Genomic DNA, 19,903 nt, shown 5'->3' with positions numbered 1-19,903 from the left:
GGCTCCCTGTCCGGTCCCCGGGCAGCGGAACCAGCCACGGCCGCCTCGCGCGGCCGTCGGCGCGACTTCGATACGCGATGCCGGGACGCGTGATTTTCCCGGTCCGATGGGGAGCCTTCACAGGCGCTAGCACCCGGAGAGCACTCAAATGGCAAAGAAGGTTGTCGGTTACATCAAGCTGCAGGTGAAGGCCGGTCAGGCCAACCCCTCGCCGCCGGTCGGCCCCGCGCTGGGCCAGCGCGGCCTCAACATCATGGAATTCTGCAAGGCGTTCAACGCCGCCACGCAGAAGCTGGAACCGGGCCTGCCGGTGCCGGTGATCATCACGGCCTATTCGGACCGTACCTTCACCTTCATCACCAAGAGCACCCCGGCCACCGTGCTGCTCAAGAAGGCCGCCGGCGTGACCTCGGGCTCCAAGCGCCCGAACACCGAGAAGGTGGGCAAGGTCACCCGCAAGCAGCTGGAAGAGATCGCCAAGGCGAAGGAACCGGACCTGACCGCGGCCGACCTGGACGCGGCGGTACGCACGATTGCGGGTTCGGCCCGCTCCATGGGCCTGACGGTGGAGGGTTAAGAGATGGCACAGACCAAGCGACAGAAGGCCATCCTGGCCGCAGTGACCCCCGGCAAGGCCTACGCCATCGACGAGGCGCTGAAGATCGTCAAGGGCGCGACCAAGGCCAAGTTCGTCGAGTCCGTCGACGTGGCCGTGCGCCTCGGCGTGGACGCCAAGAAGTCCGACCAGCAGGTGCGCGGCTCGACCGTACTGCCGGCCGGTACCGGCAAGTCGGTGCGCGTGGCGGTGTTCGCCCCGGCCGGCGCCAAGGCTGACGAGGCCGCCGCCGCCGGCGCCGAAGCCGTCGGCATGGACGACCTGGCCGAGAAGATGCTGGCCGGCGACCTCAACTACGACGTGGTCATCGCCACGCCGGACGCGATGCGCGTGGTCGGCAAGCTGGGTACCGTGCTGGGCCCGCGCGGCCTGATGCCGAACCCGAAGGTCGGCACCGTGTCGGCGAACCCGGCCGAGGCGGTCAAGAACGCCAAGTCGGGCCAGGTGCGCTACCGCACCGACAAGGCCGGCATCATCCACTGCACGATCGGCAAGGCCAGCTTCGACGACGAAGCGCTGAAGAACAACCTGCAGGCCCTGCTGGCCGACCTGGTCAAGGCCAAGCCGGCCACCGCCAAGGGCCAGTACCTGCAGAAGATCTCGGTCAGCTCGACGATGGGCCCCGGCGTCACCGTCGACCAGTCCTCGCTGAGCTTGAAGTGACGAACTGACCCGCGCGCGCAGCGCGCGGCTTTGTCAGTTCGTCATCCCCGCGAAGGCGGGGATCCAGCGCCTTGAAGCCTTCGCTCCAAGGCGCCGGAAAGCAACAAAGTCGCTGGGTTCCCGCCTTCGCGGGAATGACAGTGAGAATTTTGAGGGCAGTCGCCCAGGGCCATCCACCAGCCGCAAGCGACAGCCGTCAAAGACCGCAGGTGCGGTCAGCGCGTATCGGCGACGGGCAGGGAGGCTCGCACTGGCAGGGAATCGCCGCCGATGCAAGCGGGATCGCTTAATCCGTCCCCGCGAGGGGGCGCGCCTGCGCAGATGGTGCCGCCTTCTGGAAGTTTTCTGGTCGTCCTTGCGGATCCGCCAGATCGGAAAGGCCACCACGGGATGCACGGCATCCCCGGCGCTCAGGGAAGGGTGCCGCCCTGGACCGCAAGCGGCAGGAGCCGCGAGCGGAATTGAAAGGCTGGGACCGGGCAGGGACCGGGAATTCGTCAGGCCGCGCAACGCCGCTTTCACGAATCCCCAATCCTCAATCCCGAATCCCCGCTTGAAACGTGAGGAGTGTATGGCTCTCAATCTGACCCAGAAGCAAGAAGTCGTCGCCGAACTGGCCGACGTCGCCGCCAAGGCACACTCCCTGATCGCCGCCGAGTACGCTGGCACCACGGTCTCCCAGATGACCGCGATGCGCAAGAAGGCTCGTGAGAACGGCGTGTACTTGAAAGTCGTCAAGAACACGCTGGCCGCACGCGCCGTCGAAGGTACCGAATACGAGTGCGCCAAGGATGCGCTCGTCGGTCCGCTGCTGTACGCGTTCTCGACCGGGGAGCCCGGCGCCGCCGGTCGCCTGATCAAGGAATTCGCCAAGGGCAACGACAAGCTGCAGCCCAAGCTCGTCGCCGTCGGCGGCCAGCTGTACCCGGCCAGCCATGTCGAAGTGCTGGCGTCGCTGCCGACCCGCGACCAGGCCCTGGCCATGCTGGCCCGCGTCCTGGCCGAGCCGGTCACCATGTTCGCCCGCGCGGTCAAGGCCGTCGGCGAGCAGCAGGGTGGCGGCGCGGAAGCGGCTGTCGAAGCCGCCGCCGAGACGGCCTGAGTTCTCAACGACGGTTCACCACTGAACCCAAACCCAGACAACTTTCAAAGGTAAACACAATGTCCCTTTCCAACGAGCAGATCGTCGAAGCCATCGCCGGCAAGACCCTGATGGAAGTGATGGAGCTGGTCAAGGCCATCGAAGAGAAGTTCGGCGTCTCCGCCGCCGCCCCGGTCGTCGCCGCTGCCGGTCCGGCCGCCGCCGCCGCCCCGGTCGAGGAGCAGACCGAGTTCACCGTCACCCTGAAGTCGGCCGGCGAGAAGAAGGTCGACGTCATCAAGGCCGTGCGCGCCATCACCGGCCTGGGTCTGAAGGAAGCCAAGGACCTCACCGAGGCCGGCGGCGTCCTGAAGGAAGCCGTGTCGAAGGAAGACGCCGAGAAGTTCAAGAAGGACCTCGAGGCCGCTGGCGCGACCGTCGAAGTGAAGTAAGCGATATCCGTCGCCACGCTGCACCGGCGACACACCGAGGCCGGGGGCGCAAGCCCCTGGCCTTCGGTCGTTCCAGCGGGAGTGGGGAATAGGGAATAGGGAATCGTAAAGCGCAGGCCGCATGCAGAGCCTGGACACGATTCCCCATTCCCTATTCCCGATTCCCGCGAAAGCAATGAGTTTGTAGTTGGAAGTAGCGGCAGAGGGCGTGCTGGTGCCGGCAATACCAGCGACTTCCAACTGAAAATTCCCACCATTCGAAAGAATGTCCCCCGGGTCCGCTGACGAGCGGCTCCCCAGATGCGAAGGCACAGCCACATGACGACATATTCGTTCACCGAGAAGAAGCGCATCCGCAAGGATTTCGGCAAGCAGCGCTCGATCCTGGAAGTCCCGTTCCTGCTCGCCATCCAGGTCGATTCCTACCGTGAATTCCTCCAGGAGCATGTCGATCCCGCCAGGCGCGAGGACAAGGGCCTGCACGCCGCGCTGAAATCGGTGTTCCCGATTTCCAGCTACAGCGGCAATGCGGCGCTGGAGTATGTCGGCTACAAGCTGGGCGAGCCGGGCTTCGACGAGCGCGAGTGCCGCAACCGCGGCCTGAGCTACGGCGCCCCGCTGCGGGTGACCGTGCGCCTGGTGATCTACGACCGCGAGTCGTCGACCAAGGCCATCAAGTACGTGAAGGAGCAGGAGGTCTACCTCGGCGAAATCCCGCTGATGACCGACAACGGCACCTTCATCGTCAACGGCACCGAGCGCGTCATCGTCTCGCAGCTGCACCGCAGCCCTGGCGTGTTCTTCGACCACGACCGCGGCAAGACCCACAGCTCGGGCAAGCTGCTGTACAGCGCCCGCATCATTCCCTACCGCGGCTCCTGGCTGGACTTCGAGTTCGACCCGAAGGACGCGCTGTTCACCCGCATCGACCGCCGCCGCAAGCTGCCGGTCTCGATCCTGCTGCGCGCGTTGGGCTACTCCAACGAGGAGATGCTCAACGAGTTCTTCGACGTCAACACCTTCCACATCCTGCCGGAAGGCGTGCAGCTGGAGCTGGTCGCCGAGCGCCTGCGCGGCGAGACGCTGAACTTCGACCTGGCCGACGGCGACAAGGTCATCGTCGAAGCCGGCAAGCGCATCACCGCGCGCCACGTCAAGCAGCTGGAGCAGTCGGGCATCGCCGCGCTGGCCGTGCCGGACGAGTACCTGGTCGGCCGCATCCTGTCGCACGACGTCATCGACGCGTCGACCGGCGAGCTGCTGGCCGTGGCCAACGACGAAATCACCGAGGACCAGCTGGCCAAGTTCCGCAAGGCCGGCGTGGACGCGGTCGGCACGCTGTGGGTCAACGACCTGGATCGCGGCCCGTACCTGTCCAACACCCTGCGCATCGATCCGACCAAGACGCAGCTGGAAGCGCTGGTCGAGATCTACCGCATGATGCGCCCCGGCGAGCCGCCGACCAAGGACGCCGCGCAGAACCTGTTCCACAACCTGTTCTTCACCTTCGAGCGCTACGACCTGTCCAGCGTCGGCCGGATGAAGTTCAACCGCCGCGTCGGCCGCAAGGAAGTCACCGGCGAGGCCGTGCTTTACGACAAGAAGTACTTCGGCGCGCGCAACGACGAGGAGTCCAGGCGCCTGGTCGCCTCGCTGGGCGAGAGCTCGGACATCCTCGACGTCATCAAGGTGCTGACCGAGATCCGCAACGGACGCGGCACCGTCGACGACATCGATCACCTCGGCAACCGTCGCGTGCGTTCGGTCGGCGAGATGGCCGAGAACGTGTTCCGCGTCGGCCTGGTCCGCGTCGAGCGCGCGGTCAAGGAGCGCCTGTCGATGGCCGAGTCGGAAGGCCTGACCCCGCAGGAGCTGATCAACGCCAAGCCGGTGGCCGCCGCGATCAAGGAGTTCTTCGGCTCCTCGCAGCTGTCGCAGTTCATGGACCAGAACAACCCGCTGTCGGAAGTGACCCACAAGCGTCGCGTCTCGGCGCTGGGCCCGGGCGGCCTGACCCGCGAGCGCGCCGGCTTCGAAGTGCGCGACGTGCACCCGACCCACTACGGCCGCGTCTGCACCATCGAGACCCCGGAAGGCCCGAACATCGGCCTGATCAACTCGCTGGCCGTGTACGCGCGCACCAATGGCTACGGCTTCCTCGAGACCCCGTACCGCAAGGTCGTCGATGGCGTCGTCAGCGACGAGATCGAATACCTGTCGGCGATCGAGGAGAACGAGTACGTCATCGCCCAGGCCAACGCGCTGCACGACGCCAAGGGCAAGCTGACCGAGCAGTTCGTGCCGTGCCGCCAGCAGGGCGAATCGCTGCTGAAGCCGCCGGGCGAGGTCGACTTCATGGACGTCTCGCCGATGCAGACGGTGTCCATCGCCGCCGCGCTGGTGCCGTTCCTGGAGCACGACGACGCCAACCGCGCGCTGATGGGCGCCAACATGCAGCGCCAGGCCGTGCCGACGCTGCGCGCGCAGAAGCCGCTGGTCGGCACCGGCATCGAGCGCGCGGTGGCGCGCGACTCGGGCGTGACCGTCAACGCGCTGCGCGGCGGCGTGGTCGAGCAGGTCGATGCCGGCCGCATCGTGGTCAAGGCCAACGAGAGCGAGATCTCCGGCGAGCACGATGCCGGCGTCGACATCTACACGCTGATCAAGTACACCCGCTCCAACCAGAACACCTGCATCAACCAGCGCCCGCTGGTCAATGTCGGTGACGTGGTGGCGCGCGGCGACGTGCTGGCCGACGGCCCGTCGACCGACATCGGCGAACTGGCGCTGGGCCAGAACATGCTGATCGCGTTCATGCCGTGGAACGGCTACAACTTCGAGGACTCCATCCTGCTCTCCGAGCGCGTGGTGGAAGAGGATCGCTACACCACGATCCACATCGAGGAGCTGACCTGCGTCGCCCGTGACACCAAGCTGGGCCCGGAGGAAATCTCGGCCGACATCCCCAACGTCTCCGAGCAGGCGCTGAACCGCCTCGACGAGAGCGGCGTGGTCTACATCGGTGCCGAGGTGCGCGCCGGCGACATCCTGGTCGGCAAGGTCACGCCCAAGGGCGAGAGCCAGCTGACCCCGGAAGAGAAGCTGCTGCGCGCGATCTTCGGCGAGAAGGCCTCCGACGTTAAGGACAGCTCGCTGCGCGTGCCGCCGGGCATGGACGGCACCGTCATCGACGTGCAGGTCTTCACCCGCGACGGCATCGAGAAGGACAAGCGCGCGCGCCAGATCGAGGAATACGAGATCAAGCGCGTCAAGAAGGACTTCGACGACCAGTTCCGCATCCTGGAAAGCGCCATCTACGCGCGCCTGCGCTCGCAGCTGCTCGGCAAAGTGGTCAACGGCGGCGCCGGCCTGAAGAAGGGCGACAGCCTGACCGACGCGGTCCTGGACGGCCTGAAGAAGGCCGACTGGTTCACCCTGCGCATGAAGGACGACGATGCCGCCGAGGCGATCGAGCGCGCACAGAAGCAGATCCAGGCGCACGAGAAGGAGTTCGAGCGTCGCTTCGCCGACAAGCGCGGCAAGATCACCGCCGGCGACGATCTGGCCCCGGGCGTGCTGAAGATGGTCAAGGTCTACCTGGCCGTGAAGCGCCGCATCCAGCCGGGCGACAAGATGGCCGGCCGCCACGGCAACAAGGGCGTGGTGTCGACCATCGTGCCGGTCGAGGACATGCCGTACATGGCCAACGGCGAGACCGTGGACATCGTGCTGAACCCGCTGGGCGTGCCGTCGCGCATGAACATCGGCCAGGTGCTGGAAGTCCACCTGGGCTGGGCCGCCAAGGGCCTGGGTCGCAAGATCCAGAACATGCTCGAGGCGCAGGCCAAGGTCGCCGATCTGCGCAAGTTCCTCGACCAGATCTACAACCACGACACCTCGCTGGGCGAGCAGCGCGTCGACCTGGGCCAGTTCAGCGACCAGGAACTGATCGCGCTGGCGCAGAACCTGACCGACGGCGTGCCGATGGCCACCCCGGTGTTCGACGGCGCGGCCGAGTCCGAGATCAAGCACATGCTCGAACTGGCCGACCTGCCGATCAGCGGCCAGACCCAGCTGTACGACGGCCGCACCGGCGAGGCGTTCGATCGCCACACCACGGTCGGCTACATGCACATGCTGAAGCTGAACCACCTGGTCGACGACAAGATGCACGCGCGCTCCACCGGCCCGTACTCGCTGGTCACCCAGCAGCCGCTGGGCGGCAAGGCGCAGTTCGGCGGCCAGCGCTTCGGCGAGATGGAAGTCTGGGCGCTGGAAGCCTACGGCGCGGCGCACACCCTGCAGGAAATGCTGACGGTCAAGTCGGACGACGTGCAGGGCCGCAACCAGATGTACAAGAACATCGTCGACGGCGAGCACGAGATGGTCGCGGGCATGCCGGAATCCTTCAACGTCCTGGTGAAGGAAATCCGCTCGCTGGCCATCAACATGGAGCTGGAAGACAACTGAGGAGCCGGGAATGGGGAATCGGGAGTAGGGAATCGTTGAAGCCGATGCGAAAGCACCGCCGACGATTCCCCAGCCATCCGATTCCCCGCTTCTGACGATTCCCGATTCTCAATTCCCGATTCCCGGAGAAGAACATGAAAGACCTGCTCAACCTCTTCAACCAGCAGCGCCAGACGCTCGACTTCGACGCGATCAAGATCGCGCTGGCCTCGCCGGACCTGATCCGCTCGTGGTCCTTCGGCGAAGTGAAGAAGCCGGAAACCATCAACTACCGCACCTTCAAGCCCGAGCGCGACGGCCTGTTCTGCGCGGCCATCTTCGGCCCGATCAAGGACTACGAGTGCCTGTGCGGCAAGTACAAGCGCATGAAGCACCGCGGCGTGGTCTGCGAGAAGTGCGGCACCGAGGTGACACTGGCCAAGGTGCGCCGCGAGCGCATGGGCCACATCGACCTGGCCTCGCCGGTCGCGCACATCTGGTTCCTGAAGTCGCTGCCGTCGCGCATCGGCCTGATGCTGGACATGACCCTGCGCGACATCGAGCGCGTGCTGTACTTCGAAGCCTACGTGGTCACCGAGCCCGGCCTGACCACGCTGGAACGCCGCCAGCTGCTGACCGAAGAGCAGTACATGCAGGCGCGCCAGGAGCACGGCGACGACTTCGACGCCGCGATGGGCGCCGAGGCGGTCTACGACCTGCTGCGCACCATCGACCTGCAGTCGGAAATGGTGACCCTGCGCGAGGAAATCGCCAGCACCGGCTCGGAGACCAAGCTCAAGCGCCTGACCAAGCGCATCAAGCTGGTCGAGGCGTTCCTGGAGTCCGGCAACCGTCCCGAGTGGATGGTGATGACCGTGCTGCCGGTGCTGCCGCCGGACCTGCGCCCGCTGGTGCCGCTGGACGGCGGCCGCTTCGCGACCTCCGATCTCAATGATCTGTACCGCCGCGTCATCAACCGCAACAACCGCCTGCGCCGCCTGCTCGAGCTCAACGCGCCCGACATCATCGTGCGCAACGAGAAGCGCATGCTGCAGGAATCGGTCGACGCCCTGATGGACAACGGCCGCCGCGGCCGCGCCATCACCGGCACCAACAAGCGCCCGCTGAAGTCGCTGGCCGACATGATCAAGGGCAAGCAGGGCCGCTTCCGCCAGAACCTGCTCGGCAAGCGCGTCGACTACTCCGGCCGTTCGGTCATCGTGGTCGGCCCGACCCTGCGCCTGCACGAGTGCGGCCTGCCGAAGAAGATGGCGCTGGAGCTGTTCAAGCCGTTCGTGTTCGCCAAGCTGCAGCGTCGCGGCCTGGCCACCACCATCAAGGCCGCCAAGAAGCTGGTCGAGCGTGAAGAGGCCGAGGTCTGGGACATCCTGGAAGAGGTCATCCGCGAACACCCGGTGCTGCTGAACCGTGCGCCGACCCTGCACCGCCTGGGCATCCAGGCGTTCGAGCCGGTGCTGATCGAAGGCAAGGCGATCCAGCTGCACCCGCTGGTCTGCACCGCGTTCAACGCCGACTTCGACGGCGACCAGATGGCCGTGCACGTGCCGCTGTCGCTGGAAGCGCAGCTGGAAGCGCGCGCGCTGATGATGTCGTCCAACAACATCCTGTCGCCGGCCAACGGCGAGCCGATCATCGTGCCGTCGCAGGACGTCGTGCTCGGCCTGTACTACATGACCCGCGCGCTGGAGAACAAGAAGGGCGAGGGCATGGCGTTCGCCAACATCGCCGAGGTCAAGCGCGCCTACGACAACCGCGCGGTCGAGCTGCACGCCAAGGTCAAGGTCCGCATCAGCGAGACCGTGGCCGACGAGAACGGCGGCAAGCAGAAGAAGAGCTCGATCGTCGAGACCACGGTCGGCCGCGCGCTGCTGGCCGAGATCCTGCCGGAGGGCCTGCCGTTCGCGCTGGCCAACACCGAGTTGAACAAGAAGGCCATCAGCCGCCTGATCAACTCCAGCTACCGCATGCTGGGCCTGAAGGACACGGTCGTGTTCGCCGACAAGCTGATGTACACCGGCTTCGCCTACGCCACCCGTGCCGGCGTCTCCATCGGCATCGACGACATGCTGATCCCCAACGAGAAGAAGGGCATCCTGGGCGAGGCCGAGCAGGAAGTGCTGGAAATCCAGGAACAGTACCAGTCCGGCCTGGTCACCGCCGGCGAGCGCTACAACAAGGTCGTGGACATCTGGTCGCGCACCAACGAGCGCATCGCCAAGGCGATGATGGACACCATCGGCACCGACAAGGTGGTCAACGCCAAGGGCGAGACCATCGACCAGAAGTCGATGAACTCGCTGTACATCATGGCCGACTCCGGCGCGCGCGGCAGCCAGGCGCAGATCCGCCAGCTGGCCGGCATGCGCGGCCTGATGGCCCGCCCGGACGGCTCGATCATCGAGACGCCCATCAAGGCCAACTTCCGCGAAGGCCTGAACGTGCAGGAGTACTTCAACTCCACCCACGGCGCGCGCAAGGGCCTGGCCGACACCGCGCTGAAGACCGCCAACTCCGGTTACCTGACCCGCCGCCTGGTCGACGTGGCGCAGGACGTGGTGATCACCGAGGTCGACTGCGGCACCGTCGAAGGCCTGACCATGACCCCGATCGTGGAAGGCGGCGACGTGGTCGAGCCGCTGCGCGAGCGCGTGCTCGGCCGCATCGTGGCCGAGGACGTGTTCCTGCCGGGCAACGACGAGGATCCGATCGTCACCCGCAACACGCTGCTGGACGAGGGCTGGGTGCAGAAGCTGGAGGACGCCGGCGTGCAGGCGCTGAAGGTGCGCTCCACCATCACCTGCGAGTCCGACTTCGGCGTGTGCGCGCACTGCTACGGCCGCGACCTGGCCCGCGGCCACATCGTCAACATCGGCGAAGCGGTCGGCGTCATCGCCGCGCAGTCGATCGGCGAGCCCGGCACCCAGCTGACGATGCGTACCTTCCACATCGGTGGCGCGGCCTCGCGTGCGGCGGCGGTGGACAACATCACCGTCAAGACCACCGGCTCGATCAAGTTCAACAACCTCAAGTTCGTCGAGCACGCCAACGGCAGCCTGGTCGCGGTGTCGCGCTCGGGCGAGCTGTCGGTGCTGGACGGCCACGGCCGCGAGCGCGAGCGCTACAAGCTGCCGTACGGCGCCACCATCAACGCCAAGGACGGTGACGCGGTCACCGCCGGCCAGATCGTGGCGAACTGGGATCCGCACAACCACCCGATCGTGTCGGAAGTGGCCGGTTTCGTGCGCTTCGTCGACTTCGTCGACGGCGTGACCGTGATCGAGAAGACCGACGACCTGACCGGCCTGGCCTCGCGCGAGATCACCGATCCCAAGCGCCGCGGCTCGCAGGGCAAGGACCTGCGCCCGATCATCCGCATCGTCGACAAGGACGGCAAGGACCTCAACATCCCGGGCACCGACCTGCCGGCGCAGTACCTGCTGCCGCCGCGCTCGATCGTCAACCTGCAGGACGGCGCGCCGATCGGCGTGGGCGAGGTGGTCACCAAGGTGCCGCAGGAAGCCTCCAAGACCCGCGACATCACCGGCGGCCTGCCGCGCGTGGCCGACCTGTTCGAGGCGCGCAAGCCGAAGGATCCGGCGATCCTGGCCGAGCGCTCGGGCGTCATCAGCTTCGGCAAGGACACCAAGGGCAAGCAGCGCCTGATCATCAAGGACACCGACGGGTCCGAGCACGAGGAGCTGATTCCCAAGTTCCGCCAGATCATCGTGTTCGAAGGCGAGCACGTGGCCAAGGGCGAGACCATCGTCGACGGCGAGCCGAGCCCGCAGGACATCCTGCGCCTGCTCGGCGTCGAGCCGCTGGCCGCCTACCTGGTCAAGGAAATCCAGGACGTCTACCGCCTGCAGGGCGTGAAGATCAACGACAAGCACATCGAGGTCATCACCCGCCAGATGCTGCGCAAGGTCGAGATCACCGACGCCGGCAACACCCGCTTCCTGGCCGGCGAGCAGGCCGAGAAGCAGCGTGTGATCGAGGAGAACGCCAAGGCGCTGGCTCGCAGCGAACTGCCGGCCAAGTACGACCCGGTCCTGCTGGGCATCACCAAGGCCTCGCTGGCGACCGAGTCGTTCATCTCGGCAGCCTCGTTCCAGGAGACCACCCGCGTGCTGACCGAGGCGGCCGTCCGCGGCACCAAGGACAACCTGCGCGGTCTGAAGGAAAACGTCATCGTCGGCCGCCTGATCCCGGCCGGCACCGGCCTGGCCTATCACAACCAGCGCCGCCGCAACGCTTCCGGCCTGACCGAGGCCGAGGTCGAGGCCCTGGGCGCCGTCGGCGTGGCCGAGGCCGCCCCGGCCGCGGCCGAACCGAACGCCGCGGCGGGCGAGGAGTCCAGCGCCAGCTAAAGCAGCAGCATCGGCGGCCCAGCGGCCGCCCCAGACCACGAAATGAGGCGCAGGGAGCGCCTCGTTTTCGGCCCAGGAAGGGCGGGATCGCAGTCAGTACCCCGGGACCGGCCGCCGCGTTTGACGCTGCAGCCGGATTCCGGCTATACTCTTCCGTCTTGGCGGGCCGGTTTCGGCCTGCCTTCGTTTTCACGCAACTAGGCCGCAGCGCCTCCATCGAAGAAACCATACATGGCAACCATCAACCAGCTGGTCCGCAAGCCGCGCCAGGCCGCGACCTACAAGAGCGCCTCGCCGGCGCTGGAAAAGTGCCCGCAGCGCCGCGGCGTCTGCACGCGCGTCTACACCACCACCCCGAAGAAGCCGAACTCGGCGCTGCGCAAGGTGGCCAAGGTGCGCCTGACCAACCAGGAAGAAGTCATCAGCTACATCGGTGGCGAAGGCCACAACCTGCAGGAGCACTCGGTGGTGCTGGTGCGCGGCGGCCGCGTCAAGGATCTCCCCGGCGTGCGCTACCACACCGTGCGCGGTGCGCTGGACGCCTCGGGCGTGGCCAAGCGTCGCCAGGGTCGTTCGAAGTACGGCGCCAAGCGCCCGAAGGCATAAGGGAATAGAACATGTCTCGTAAAGGCTCAACCCCCCAGCGCGAAGTCCTGCCGGATCCCAAGCACGGCAGCCAGACCATCGCCCGCTTCATCAACATGGTCATGCTCAGCGGCAAGAAGTCGGTCGCCGAGAAGATCGTCTACGGCGCAATGGACGTCATCGGCGAGAAGAACCCCAACGCCCTGGAACTGGTCGAGAAGGCGCTGGACAACGTCGCCCCGACCGTCGAGGTCAAGTCCCGCCGCGTCGGCGGCGCGACCTACCAGGTGCCGGTGGAAGTGCGCTCGACCCGCCGCCTGGCCCTGGCCATGCGCTGGCTGATCGAATCGGCGCGCAAGCGCGGCGAGAACTCGATGCCGCGCAAGCTGGCGGCCGAGCTGCTGGACGCCTCGGAGAACCGCGGCGGCGCCATCAAGAAGCGTGAAGAAACCCACCGCATGGCGGAAGCGAACAAGGCGTTCGCGCACTACCGCTGGTAACAGCGTTGCAACGGCCTGCCCCCGGCTTTTCCGGGGGCTTCGGCGTCCTCCCGGGGACGCCCTTGCGGCCCAATCGCCGCATGTCCACGTCGAAGGCCGCCCGAGGGCGGCGTTCGACCATGTGAAAACCGCGAATTCCTTCGCAACAGCCGTGCCCGTACCGGCTGCCCAAACCGAATCAAAGAGAGACTGTCGTGGCTCGCACCACTCCCATCGAGCGTTACCGCAACTTCGGCATCATGGCCCACATCGACGCCGGCAAGACCACCACGTCCGAGCGCATCCTGTTCTACACCGGCAAGAGCCACAAGATTGGTGAAGTGCACGACGGCGCCGCGACCATGGACTGGATGGAGCAGGAGCAGGAGCGTGGCATCACGATCCAGTCCGCCGCCACGACCGCGTTCTGGAAGGGCATGGACAAGTCGCTGCCGGAACACCGCTTCAACATCATCGACACCCCCGGGCACGTCGACTTCACCATCGAGGTCGAGCGTTCGCTGCGCGTGCTCGACGGTGCGGTGTTCGTGCTGTGCGCCGTGGGCGGCGTGCAGCCGCAGTCGGAGACGGTGTGGCGCCAGGCCAACAAGTACCAGGTGCCGCGCATCGCGTTCGTCAACAAGATGGATCGCACCGGCGCCAACTTCGCCAAGGTCCGTGACCAGCTGAAGGCGCGCCTGGGCGCCGCGCCGGTGCCGATGCAGGTGCCGATCGGCGCCGAGGACGGCTTCGAGGGCGTGGTCGACCTGCTGAAGATGAAGGCGATCCACTGGGATACCGCCTCGCAGGGCCTGAGCTTCGAATACCGCGACATCCCCGCCGATCTGGTCGAGCAGGCCAACGAGGCGCGCGCGTTCATGGTCGAGTCCGCCGCCGAGGCCAGCGAAGAGCTGATGGACAAGTACCTGAACGAGGGCGAGCTGAGCGAGGCCGAGATCATCGGCGGCCTGCGCGCGCGCACCCTGAAGACCGAGATCGTGCCGATGTTCTGCGGCACCGCGTTCAAGAACAAGGGCGTGCAGGCCATGCTCGACGGCGTGGTCAACCTGCTGCCGTCGCCGGTCGACGTGCCGGCGGTGCGCGGCGTGGACGTCGACGACGAGAGCAAGGAGCTGACCCGCGAGTCCAGCGACAAGGCGCCGTTCTCGGCGCTGGCGTTCAAGATCATGACCGACCCGTTCGTCGGCTCGCTGACCTTCTTCCGCGTCTACTCGGGCACCCTGAACGCCGGCGATGCCGTGCTGAACTCGGTCAAGGGCAAGAAGGAGCGCATCGGCCGCCTGCTGCAGATGCACTCCAACAACCGCGACGAGATCAAGGAAGTGCTGGCCGGCGACATCGCCGCCGCGGTGGGCCTGAAGGACGTCACCACCGGCGACACGCTGTGCGCGCAGGACGCGCCGATCGTGCTGGAGCGCATGAGCTTCCCCGAGCCGGTGATCTCGATGGCGGTCGAGCCGAAGACCAAGTCGGACCAGGAAAAGATGGGCCTGGCGCTGGGCCGCCTGGCGCAGGAAGACCCCTCGTTCCGCGTCAAGACCGACGAGGAGTCCGGCCAGACCATCATCTCCGGCATGGGCGAGCTGCACCTGGACATCATCGTCGACCGCATGAAGCGCGAGTTCAACGTCGAGGCCAACGTCGGCAAGCCGCAGGTCGCCTACCGCGAGACCATCCGCAAGGCGGTCAAGCAGGAAGGCAAGTTCGTGCGCCAGTCGGGCGGTCGCGGCCAGTACGGCCACATCGTCATCGAGATGGCGCCGGCCGAGCGCGGCGCGGGCTTCAGCTACGAGAGCGCGATCGTCGGCGGCGTGGTGCCGAAGGAATACGTCACCGCGGCGGGCAAGGGCATCGAGGAAGCGATGAAGAACGGCGTCATCGCCGGCTTCCCGGTGGTCGACGTGGCCATCAAGGCCGTGGACGGCTCGTTCCATGACGTCGACTCCAACGAAATGGCGTTCAAGGTCGCCGGCTCGATGGCGTTCAAGGAGGCCTTCAGCAAGGCCAGCCCGGTCCTGCTGGAGCCGATCATGAAGGTCGAGATCGTCACCCCCGAGGAATACCTCGGCGACGTGATGGGCGACGTCAGCCGCCGCCGCGGCATCCTGCAGGGCCAGGACGACAGCCCGTCCGGCAAGATCATCAACGCGATGGTGCCGCTGGGCGAGATGTTCGGCTACGCCACCACGCTGCGTTCGATGTCGCAGGGTCGCGCCACCTTCACGATGGAGTTCGACCACTACGCTGAAGCGCCGGCCAACATCGCCGAAGCGGTCGTCAAGAAGAATTAAGAGCAGTGATTCGGGACAGGGGATTCGGGATTCGCAAGAGCGAATCCCGCTTCTCCCAATCCCCAATCCCTAATCCCCAATCTCGGAGTTAGAAAAATGGCAAAGGGTAAATTCGAACGCACCAAGCCGCACGTGAACGTGGGCACGATTGGTCACGTTGACCACGGCAAGACGACGCTGACGGCGGCGCTGACGAAGGTGGGCGCGGAGCGCTTTGGCGGCGAGTTCAAGGCCTATGACGCGATTGACGCGGCGCCGGAAGAGAAGGCGCGCGGCATCACGATTTCGACGGCGCACGTGGAATACGAGAGCCCGACGCGCCACTACGCGCACGTGGACTGCCCGGGCCACGCCGACTACGTGAAGAACATGATTACCGGCGCTGCGCAGATGGACGGCGCGATTCTGGTGTGCTCGGCGGCGGACGGCCCGATGCCGCAGACGCGCGAGCACATCCTGCTGTCGCGCCAGGTGGGCGTGCCGTACATCGTGGTGTTCCTGAACAAGGCGGACATGGTGGACGACGCCGAGCTGCTGGAACTGGTGGAGATGGAGGTTCGCGAACTTCTGTCGAAGTACGAGTTCCCGGGCGACGACACCCCCATCATCGCCGGTTCGGCGCGCCTGGCGCTGGAAGGCGACCAGTCGGAGATTGGCGTGCCGGCCATCCTGAAGCTGGTGGACGCGCTGGACAGCTGGATTCCGGAGCCGCAGCGTGACGTGGACAAGCCGTTCCTGATGCCGGTGGAAGACGTGTTCTCCATCTCCGGCCGCGGCACGGTGGTCACGGGCCGCATCGAGCGCGGCATCATCAAGGTGGGCGACGAAATCGAAATCGTCGGCATCCGCCCGACCCAGAAGACCACGGTCACCGGCGTTGAGATGTTCCGCAAGCTGCTGGACCAGGGCCAGGCGGGCGACAACGCGGGCCTGCTGCTGCGCGGCACCAAGCGCGACGACGTGGAGCGCGGCCAGGTGCTGTGCAAGCCGGGCAGCATCACCCCGCACACCGAGTTCGAGGCGGAGGTGTACGTGCTGTCGAAGGACGAGGGCGGCCGTCACACGCCGTTCTTCAAGGGCTACCGTCCGCAGTTCTACTTCCGCACCACCGACATCACCGGCGCGGTGACGCTGCCGGAGGGCGTGGAGATGGTGATGCCGGGCGACAACATCAAGATGGTGGTGAGCCTCATCAACCCGGTGGCGATGGACGAGGGCCTGCGCTTCGCCATCCGCGAGGGCGGCCGTACCGTCGGCGCCGGCGTGGTGGCGAAAATCATCAAGTAACGATTTGACCCCTGCGCGCGCAAGTGCGCAGGGCTTCGTCGAATCGTCGTCCCCGCGCAGGCGGGAAGTGCTTCACAACGACCGAATGGCCGGTCATCCAGCGACTTTGCAAGGCAAGGCAGCTTAAAAAGCAGCCTTGGCGTGCATCCCGCCCGCAACGCTGCTAGAATGCCGGCCCCGCTCGCCGGGACAGCTTCACCCGGCCCGCAAGGGCCAGAAGACCGCAGTACCCCGCCGACGCTTCCTGGGAAGCGCCGGCCTACCGCGAAAAGAGGTGCAGGATGCACCTCGTGTTCGCCAGACAAGGGATGTCGCGTGCCCGTGCCGGCGTCTCCCGCAAGGGAATCGCCGGATTTCCGTCTTGTTGTTGACGGAACCCGGCATGCGTCCTATACTTTTCTGTCTGGGCGGGCCGGTTTCCACCGGCCTGCCCAGTTTTTCAGGATGAACCCCAGGCCGTTCAGGCTCATCCGGCGTCCGCCACCTCGCGGGACCGAATACGGGGCTTAAACGACTGGACCCAACCGGGGCAAGGCATCCCAGAGGCCGCGCCCGTCGCTCTTTAACGAAGGAAACTTCCGTCATGGCGGACCAAAAGATCCGAATCCGGCTCAAAGCGTACGATCATCGCCTGATCGACCGCTCGGCCAGCGAGATCGTCGAGACGGCCAAGCGGACCGGCGCGCAGGTGCGCGGCCCGATCCCGCTGCCGACCAAGATCGAGCGCTTCACCATCCTCGTCTCCCCGCACGTCGACAAGGACGCGCGCGACCAGTACGAGACCCGCACGCACAAGCGCGTGCTCGACATCGTCGACCCCAACGACAAGACCGTGGACGCGCTGATGAAGCTCGAACTGGCTGCCGGCGTCGACGTCCAGATCAAGCTGACCTGAGGCACCGACCATGACCGCGAAGAAATATTCGTTGGGTCTCGTTGGCCGCAAGGCCGGCATGACCCGGGTGTTCACCGAAGACGGCAAGTCCATCCCGGTGACGCTGATTGAAGCCACCCCGAACCGCATCACCCAGATCAAGACCCCGGAAACCGACGGCTACAGCGCCGTGCAGGTCGCCGTGGGCACCCGCCGCGCCGCGCTGATCAACAAGCCGATCGCCGGCCACCTGGCCAAGGCCAAGGTCGAGGCCGGCCGTGGCCTGTGGGAGCTGCGCGTGGAAGCCGACAAGCTCGGCGACTTCAGCGTCGGCGGCGAGATCAAGGCCGACATCTTCGAAGTCGGCCAGAAGGTCGACGTCCAGGGCGTGACCAAGGGCAAGGGCTTCCAGGGCACCATCAAGCGCTGGAACTTCCGCATGGGCGACGCCACCCACGGCAACTCGCTGTCGCATCGCGCGCCGGGTTCGCTGGGCCAGCGCCAGACCCCGGGTCGCGTGTTCCCGGGCAAGAAGATGTCCGGTCACATGGGCGCGGTGCAGCAGAGCACGCAGAACCTGGAAGTGGTTCGCGTCGATGCCGAGCGCGGCCTGATCGCCGTTCGCGGCGCCGTCCCGGGTGCCCCGGGTGGCGACGTGATCGTGCGTCCGGCAAGCAAGGCTTAAGGAGAACGACGATGGAACTCGCCATCACAGGTAGCGCCAACAAGCTGTCGGTCTCCGACGCCGTGTTCGGTCGCGAATTCAGCCAGGACCTGGTCCACCAGGTCGTCGTTGCCTACCGCAACGCCGGTCGCGCCGGTACCAAGGCGCAGAAGACCCGTTCGGAAGTCAACGGCACCACCAAGAAGTCGAAGAAGCAGAAGGGCGGCGGCGCGCGTCATGGCGCATTGACGGCCCCGATCTTCGTCGGCGGCGGCGTGACCTTCGCGGCCAAGCCGCGCAGCTTCGAGCAGAAGGTCAACCGCAAGATGTACCGCGCCGCCATCTGCGCGATCCTGTCCGAGCTCAACCGCCAGGATCGCCTGAAGGTCGTCGAGTCCTTCGACGTCGAGGCGAGCAAGACCAAGACGCTGCTCGAGAAGCTCAAGGCCCTGGACGTCGGCCAGCGCCCGCTGATCGTCACCGAGGAAGCCTCCGAGCACCTGTACCTGTCGGCCCGCAACCTTCCCTACGTGGAAGTGCGCGACGTGCAGGGCCTGGACCCGGCTTCGCTGGTCGGCGCCGACACCGTCGTCGTCACCGCCGATGCGGTCAAGAAGATCGAGGAGTGGCTGGCATGAGCAACGAGAAGATTTTTGCCGTGCTGCGTGCGCCGCGCGTGTCCGAGAAGACCGCGCGCCTGCAGGAAGTTTCCAATCAATACGTCTTTGAAGTCTCGAACGACGCCACCAAGGCCGATGTGAAGGCCGCCGTGGAAAAGCTGTTCGACGTCAAGGTCGAGGCGGTCAACGTGGTCAACGTGAAGGGCAAGAACAAGTCCTTCCGCAACCGCAACGGCCGTCGCGGCGACTGGCGCAAGGCGTACGTGCGTCTGGCCGATGGCCAGGCGATCGACGTGTCGGCCAAGGCCTGAGGTAGACCCACATGCCACTGATGAAATTCAAACCCACTTCGCCCGGCCGCCGCTCCGCGGTCCGCGTGGTGACGCCCGATCTGCACAAGGGTGCCCCGCACGCCGCGCTGGTGGAAAAGCAGAGCAAGACCGGCGGCCGCAACCACCACGGCCGCATCACCACCCGCCACATCGGCGGTGGCCACAAGCAGCACTACCGCATCGTCGACTTCAAGCGCGACAAGGAAGGCATCGCCGCCCGCGTCGAGCGGATCGAATACGATCCCAACCGCACCGCGCACATCGCGCTGCTGTGCTACGTCGATGGCGAGCGCCGCTACATCATCGCCCCGAAGGGCCTGAAGGCCGGTGACCAGGTGATCGCCGGTTCCGACGCCCCGATCAAGGCCGGCAACACGCTGCCGCTGCGCAACATCCCGGTCGGCACGACCGTGCACGGCATCGAGCTGAAGCCGGGCAAGGGCGCCCAGATCGCCCGCGCCGCCGGCGCCTCGGTGCAGCTGGTCGCGCGCGAGCAGGGCTTCGCCACGCTGCGCCTGCGCTCCGGCGAAATGCGCAAGGTGCCGGTCGAGTGCCGCGCCACCATCGGCGAGGTCGGCAACGACGAGCACAGCCTGACCAAGCTCGGCAAGGCCGGCGCCAAGCGCTGGCGCGGCATCAAGCCGACCGTCCGCGGTGCGGCCATGAACCCGGTCGACCACCCGCACGGTGGTGGCGAGGCCAAGGCCGGCCAGGGCAACCCGCACCCGGTCACCCCGTGGGGCGTGCCGACCAAGGGCTACAAGACGCGCAAGAACAAGCGCACCCAGCAATTCATCGTCCGCGATCGTAGGGGCTAATCGACCATGGCACGTTCACTCAAGAAGGGCCCGTTCGTCGATCACCACCTCGTCAAGAAGGTGGAGGCCGCCGGCGGCAGCAAGAAGCCGATCAAGACCTGGTCGCGTCGCTCGATGATCCTGCCGGAGATGGTGGGCTTCACCATCGCCGTCCACAACGGCAAGAACCACGTTCCGGTGCTGGTCAACGAGAACATGGTCGGCCACAAGCTCGGCGAGTTTGCCGTCACCCGGACCTTCAAGGGTCACGGTGGCGACAAGAAAGCCGGCGGCAAGAAGTAAG

16 protein-coding genes are annotated in these 19,903 nt (G+C 66.3%); all 16 read left to right on the top strand.

From position 1 onward, the window contains the following. Positions 1 to 148 precede the first annotated feature (148 nt). The 16 genes from rplK to rpsS all read left to right on the top strand — a co-directional run bounded on the left by rplK (position 149) and on the right by rpsS (position 19,902). Entirely contained in the window at positions 149 to 577 is a 429-nt protein-coding gene (rplK, locus tag AAG688_RS13215) for a 50S ribosomal protein L11 (protein ID WP_411832702.1), read from the top strand. Positions 578 to 580: 3 nt separating this feature from the next. Beyond that, positions 581 to 1,279: a 50S ribosomal protein L1 gene (gene rplA / locus AAG688_RS13210; RefSeq protein WP_411832701.1), complete on the top strand. Its 699-nt coding sequence runs from the start codon at positions 581 to 583 to the stop codon at positions 1,277 to 1,279. A 571-nt stretch (positions 1,280 to 1,850) separates the two neighbouring features. Further along, positions 1,851 to 2,381 (top strand): 50S ribosomal protein L10, encoded by a 531-nt coding sequence (gene rplJ / locus AAG688_RS13205; protein WP_411835011.1) that lies wholly within the window; start codon positions 1,851 to 1,853, stop codon positions 2,379 to 2,381. 59 nt (positions 2,382 to 2,440) lie between these two features. Beyond that, positions 2,441 to 2,812 carry a 50S ribosomal protein L7/L12 gene (gene rplL / locus AAG688_RS13200; RefSeq protein ID WP_411832700.1) on the top strand — a complete coding sequence of 124 codons (372 nt, stop codon included), beginning with the start codon at positions 2,441 to 2,443 and terminating at the stop codon, positions 2,810 to 2,812. 318 nt (positions 2,813 to 3,130) lie between these two features. Then, complete coding sequence (rpoB, locus tag AAG688_RS13195) at positions 3,131 to 7,282, top strand: DNA-directed RNA polymerase subunit beta (RefSeq protein WP_411832699.1); 4,152 nt, start codon at positions 3,131 to 3,133, stop codon at positions 7,280 to 7,282. Positions 7,283 to 7,416: 134 nt separating this feature from the next. Then, positions 7,417 to 11,649 (top strand): DNA-directed RNA polymerase subunit beta', encoded by a 4,233-nt coding sequence (gene rpoC / locus AAG688_RS13190; protein WP_411832698.1) that lies wholly within the window; start codon positions 7,417 to 7,419, stop codon positions 11,647 to 11,649. Between the two features lie 231 nt (positions 11,650 to 11,880). Further along, positions 11,881 to 12,255: a 30S ribosomal protein S12 gene (gene rpsL, locus AAG688_RS13185; RefSeq protein WP_411832697.1), complete on the top strand. Its 375-nt coding sequence runs from the start codon at positions 11,881 to 11,883 to the stop codon at positions 12,253 to 12,255. 11 nt (positions 12,256 to 12,266) lie between these two features. After that, positions 12,267 to 12,734: a 30S ribosomal protein S7 gene (gene rpsG, locus AAG688_RS13180; RefSeq protein WP_411832696.1), complete on the top strand. Its 468-nt coding sequence runs from the start codon at positions 12,267 to 12,269 to the stop codon at positions 12,732 to 12,734. 194 nt (positions 12,735 to 12,928) lie between these two features. Then, positions 12,929 to 15,025, top strand: a complete 2,097-nt coding sequence (gene fusA, locus AAG688_RS13175; RefSeq protein ID WP_411832694.1) for an elongation factor G — start codon at positions 12,929 to 12,931, stop codon at positions 15,023 to 15,025. Between the two features lie 96 nt (positions 15,026 to 15,121). After that, positions 15,122 to 16,312, top strand: coding sequence for an elongation factor Tu (gene tuf, locus AAG688_RS13170; RefSeq protein WP_411832692.1), 1,191 nt, complete (start codon positions 15,122 to 15,124; stop codon positions 16,310 to 16,312). A gap of 583 nt (positions 16,313 to 16,895) precedes the next feature. Next, entirely contained in the window at positions 16,896 to 17,207 is a 312-nt protein-coding gene (gene rpsJ / locus AAG688_RS13165) for a 30S ribosomal protein S10 (RefSeq protein ID WP_162109793.1), read from the top strand. Positions 17,208 to 17,217: 10 nt separating this feature from the next. Then, positions 17,218 to 17,871 (top strand): 50S ribosomal protein L3, encoded by a 654-nt coding sequence (gene rplC, locus AAG688_RS13160; RefSeq protein WP_411832691.1) that lies wholly within the window; start codon positions 17,218 to 17,220, stop codon positions 17,869 to 17,871. A gap of 11 nt (positions 17,872 to 17,882) precedes the next feature. After that, on the top strand, positions 17,883 to 18,488 hold the full coding sequence (rplD, locus tag AAG688_RS13155; RefSeq protein ID WP_411832690.1) for a 50S ribosomal protein L4: 606 nt from the start codon (positions 17,883 to 17,885) through the stop codon (positions 18,486 to 18,488). After that, on the top strand, positions 18,485 to 18,781 hold the full coding sequence (gene rplW, locus AAG688_RS13150) for a 50S ribosomal protein L23 (protein ID WP_411832689.1): 297 nt from the start codon (positions 18,485 to 18,487) through the stop codon (positions 18,779 to 18,781). Before rplD ends, rplW begins: the two co-directional genes overlap by 4 nt. 11 nt (positions 18,782 to 18,792) lie before the next feature. Continuing rightward, complete coding sequence (gene rplB / locus AAG688_RS13145; protein ID WP_411832688.1) at positions 18,793 to 19,620, top strand: 50S ribosomal protein L2; 828 nt, start codon at positions 18,793 to 18,795, stop codon at positions 19,618 to 19,620. 6 nt (positions 19,621 to 19,626) lie between these two features. After that, the gene (gene rpsS / locus AAG688_RS13140) at positions 19,627 to 19,902 is read left to right on the top strand and encodes a 30S ribosomal protein S19 (protein WP_093296350.1); all 276 of its coding nucleotides are present in this window, start codon (positions 19,627 to 19,629) and stop codon (positions 19,900 to 19,902) included. Position 19,903 lies beyond the last annotated feature (1 nt).

Origin of the sequence: Pseudoxanthomonas mexicana, assembly GCF_046736355.1 — a bacterium.
In the GTDB taxonomy this organism is placed as follows: Bacteria; Pseudomonadota; Gammaproteobacteria; order Xanthomonadales; family Xanthomonadaceae; genus Pseudoxanthomonas_A; species Pseudoxanthomonas_A mexicana_B.
Note: the sequence above shows the minus strand (reverse complement) of the source record. Positions and strands in the feature narration are given on the sequence as shown.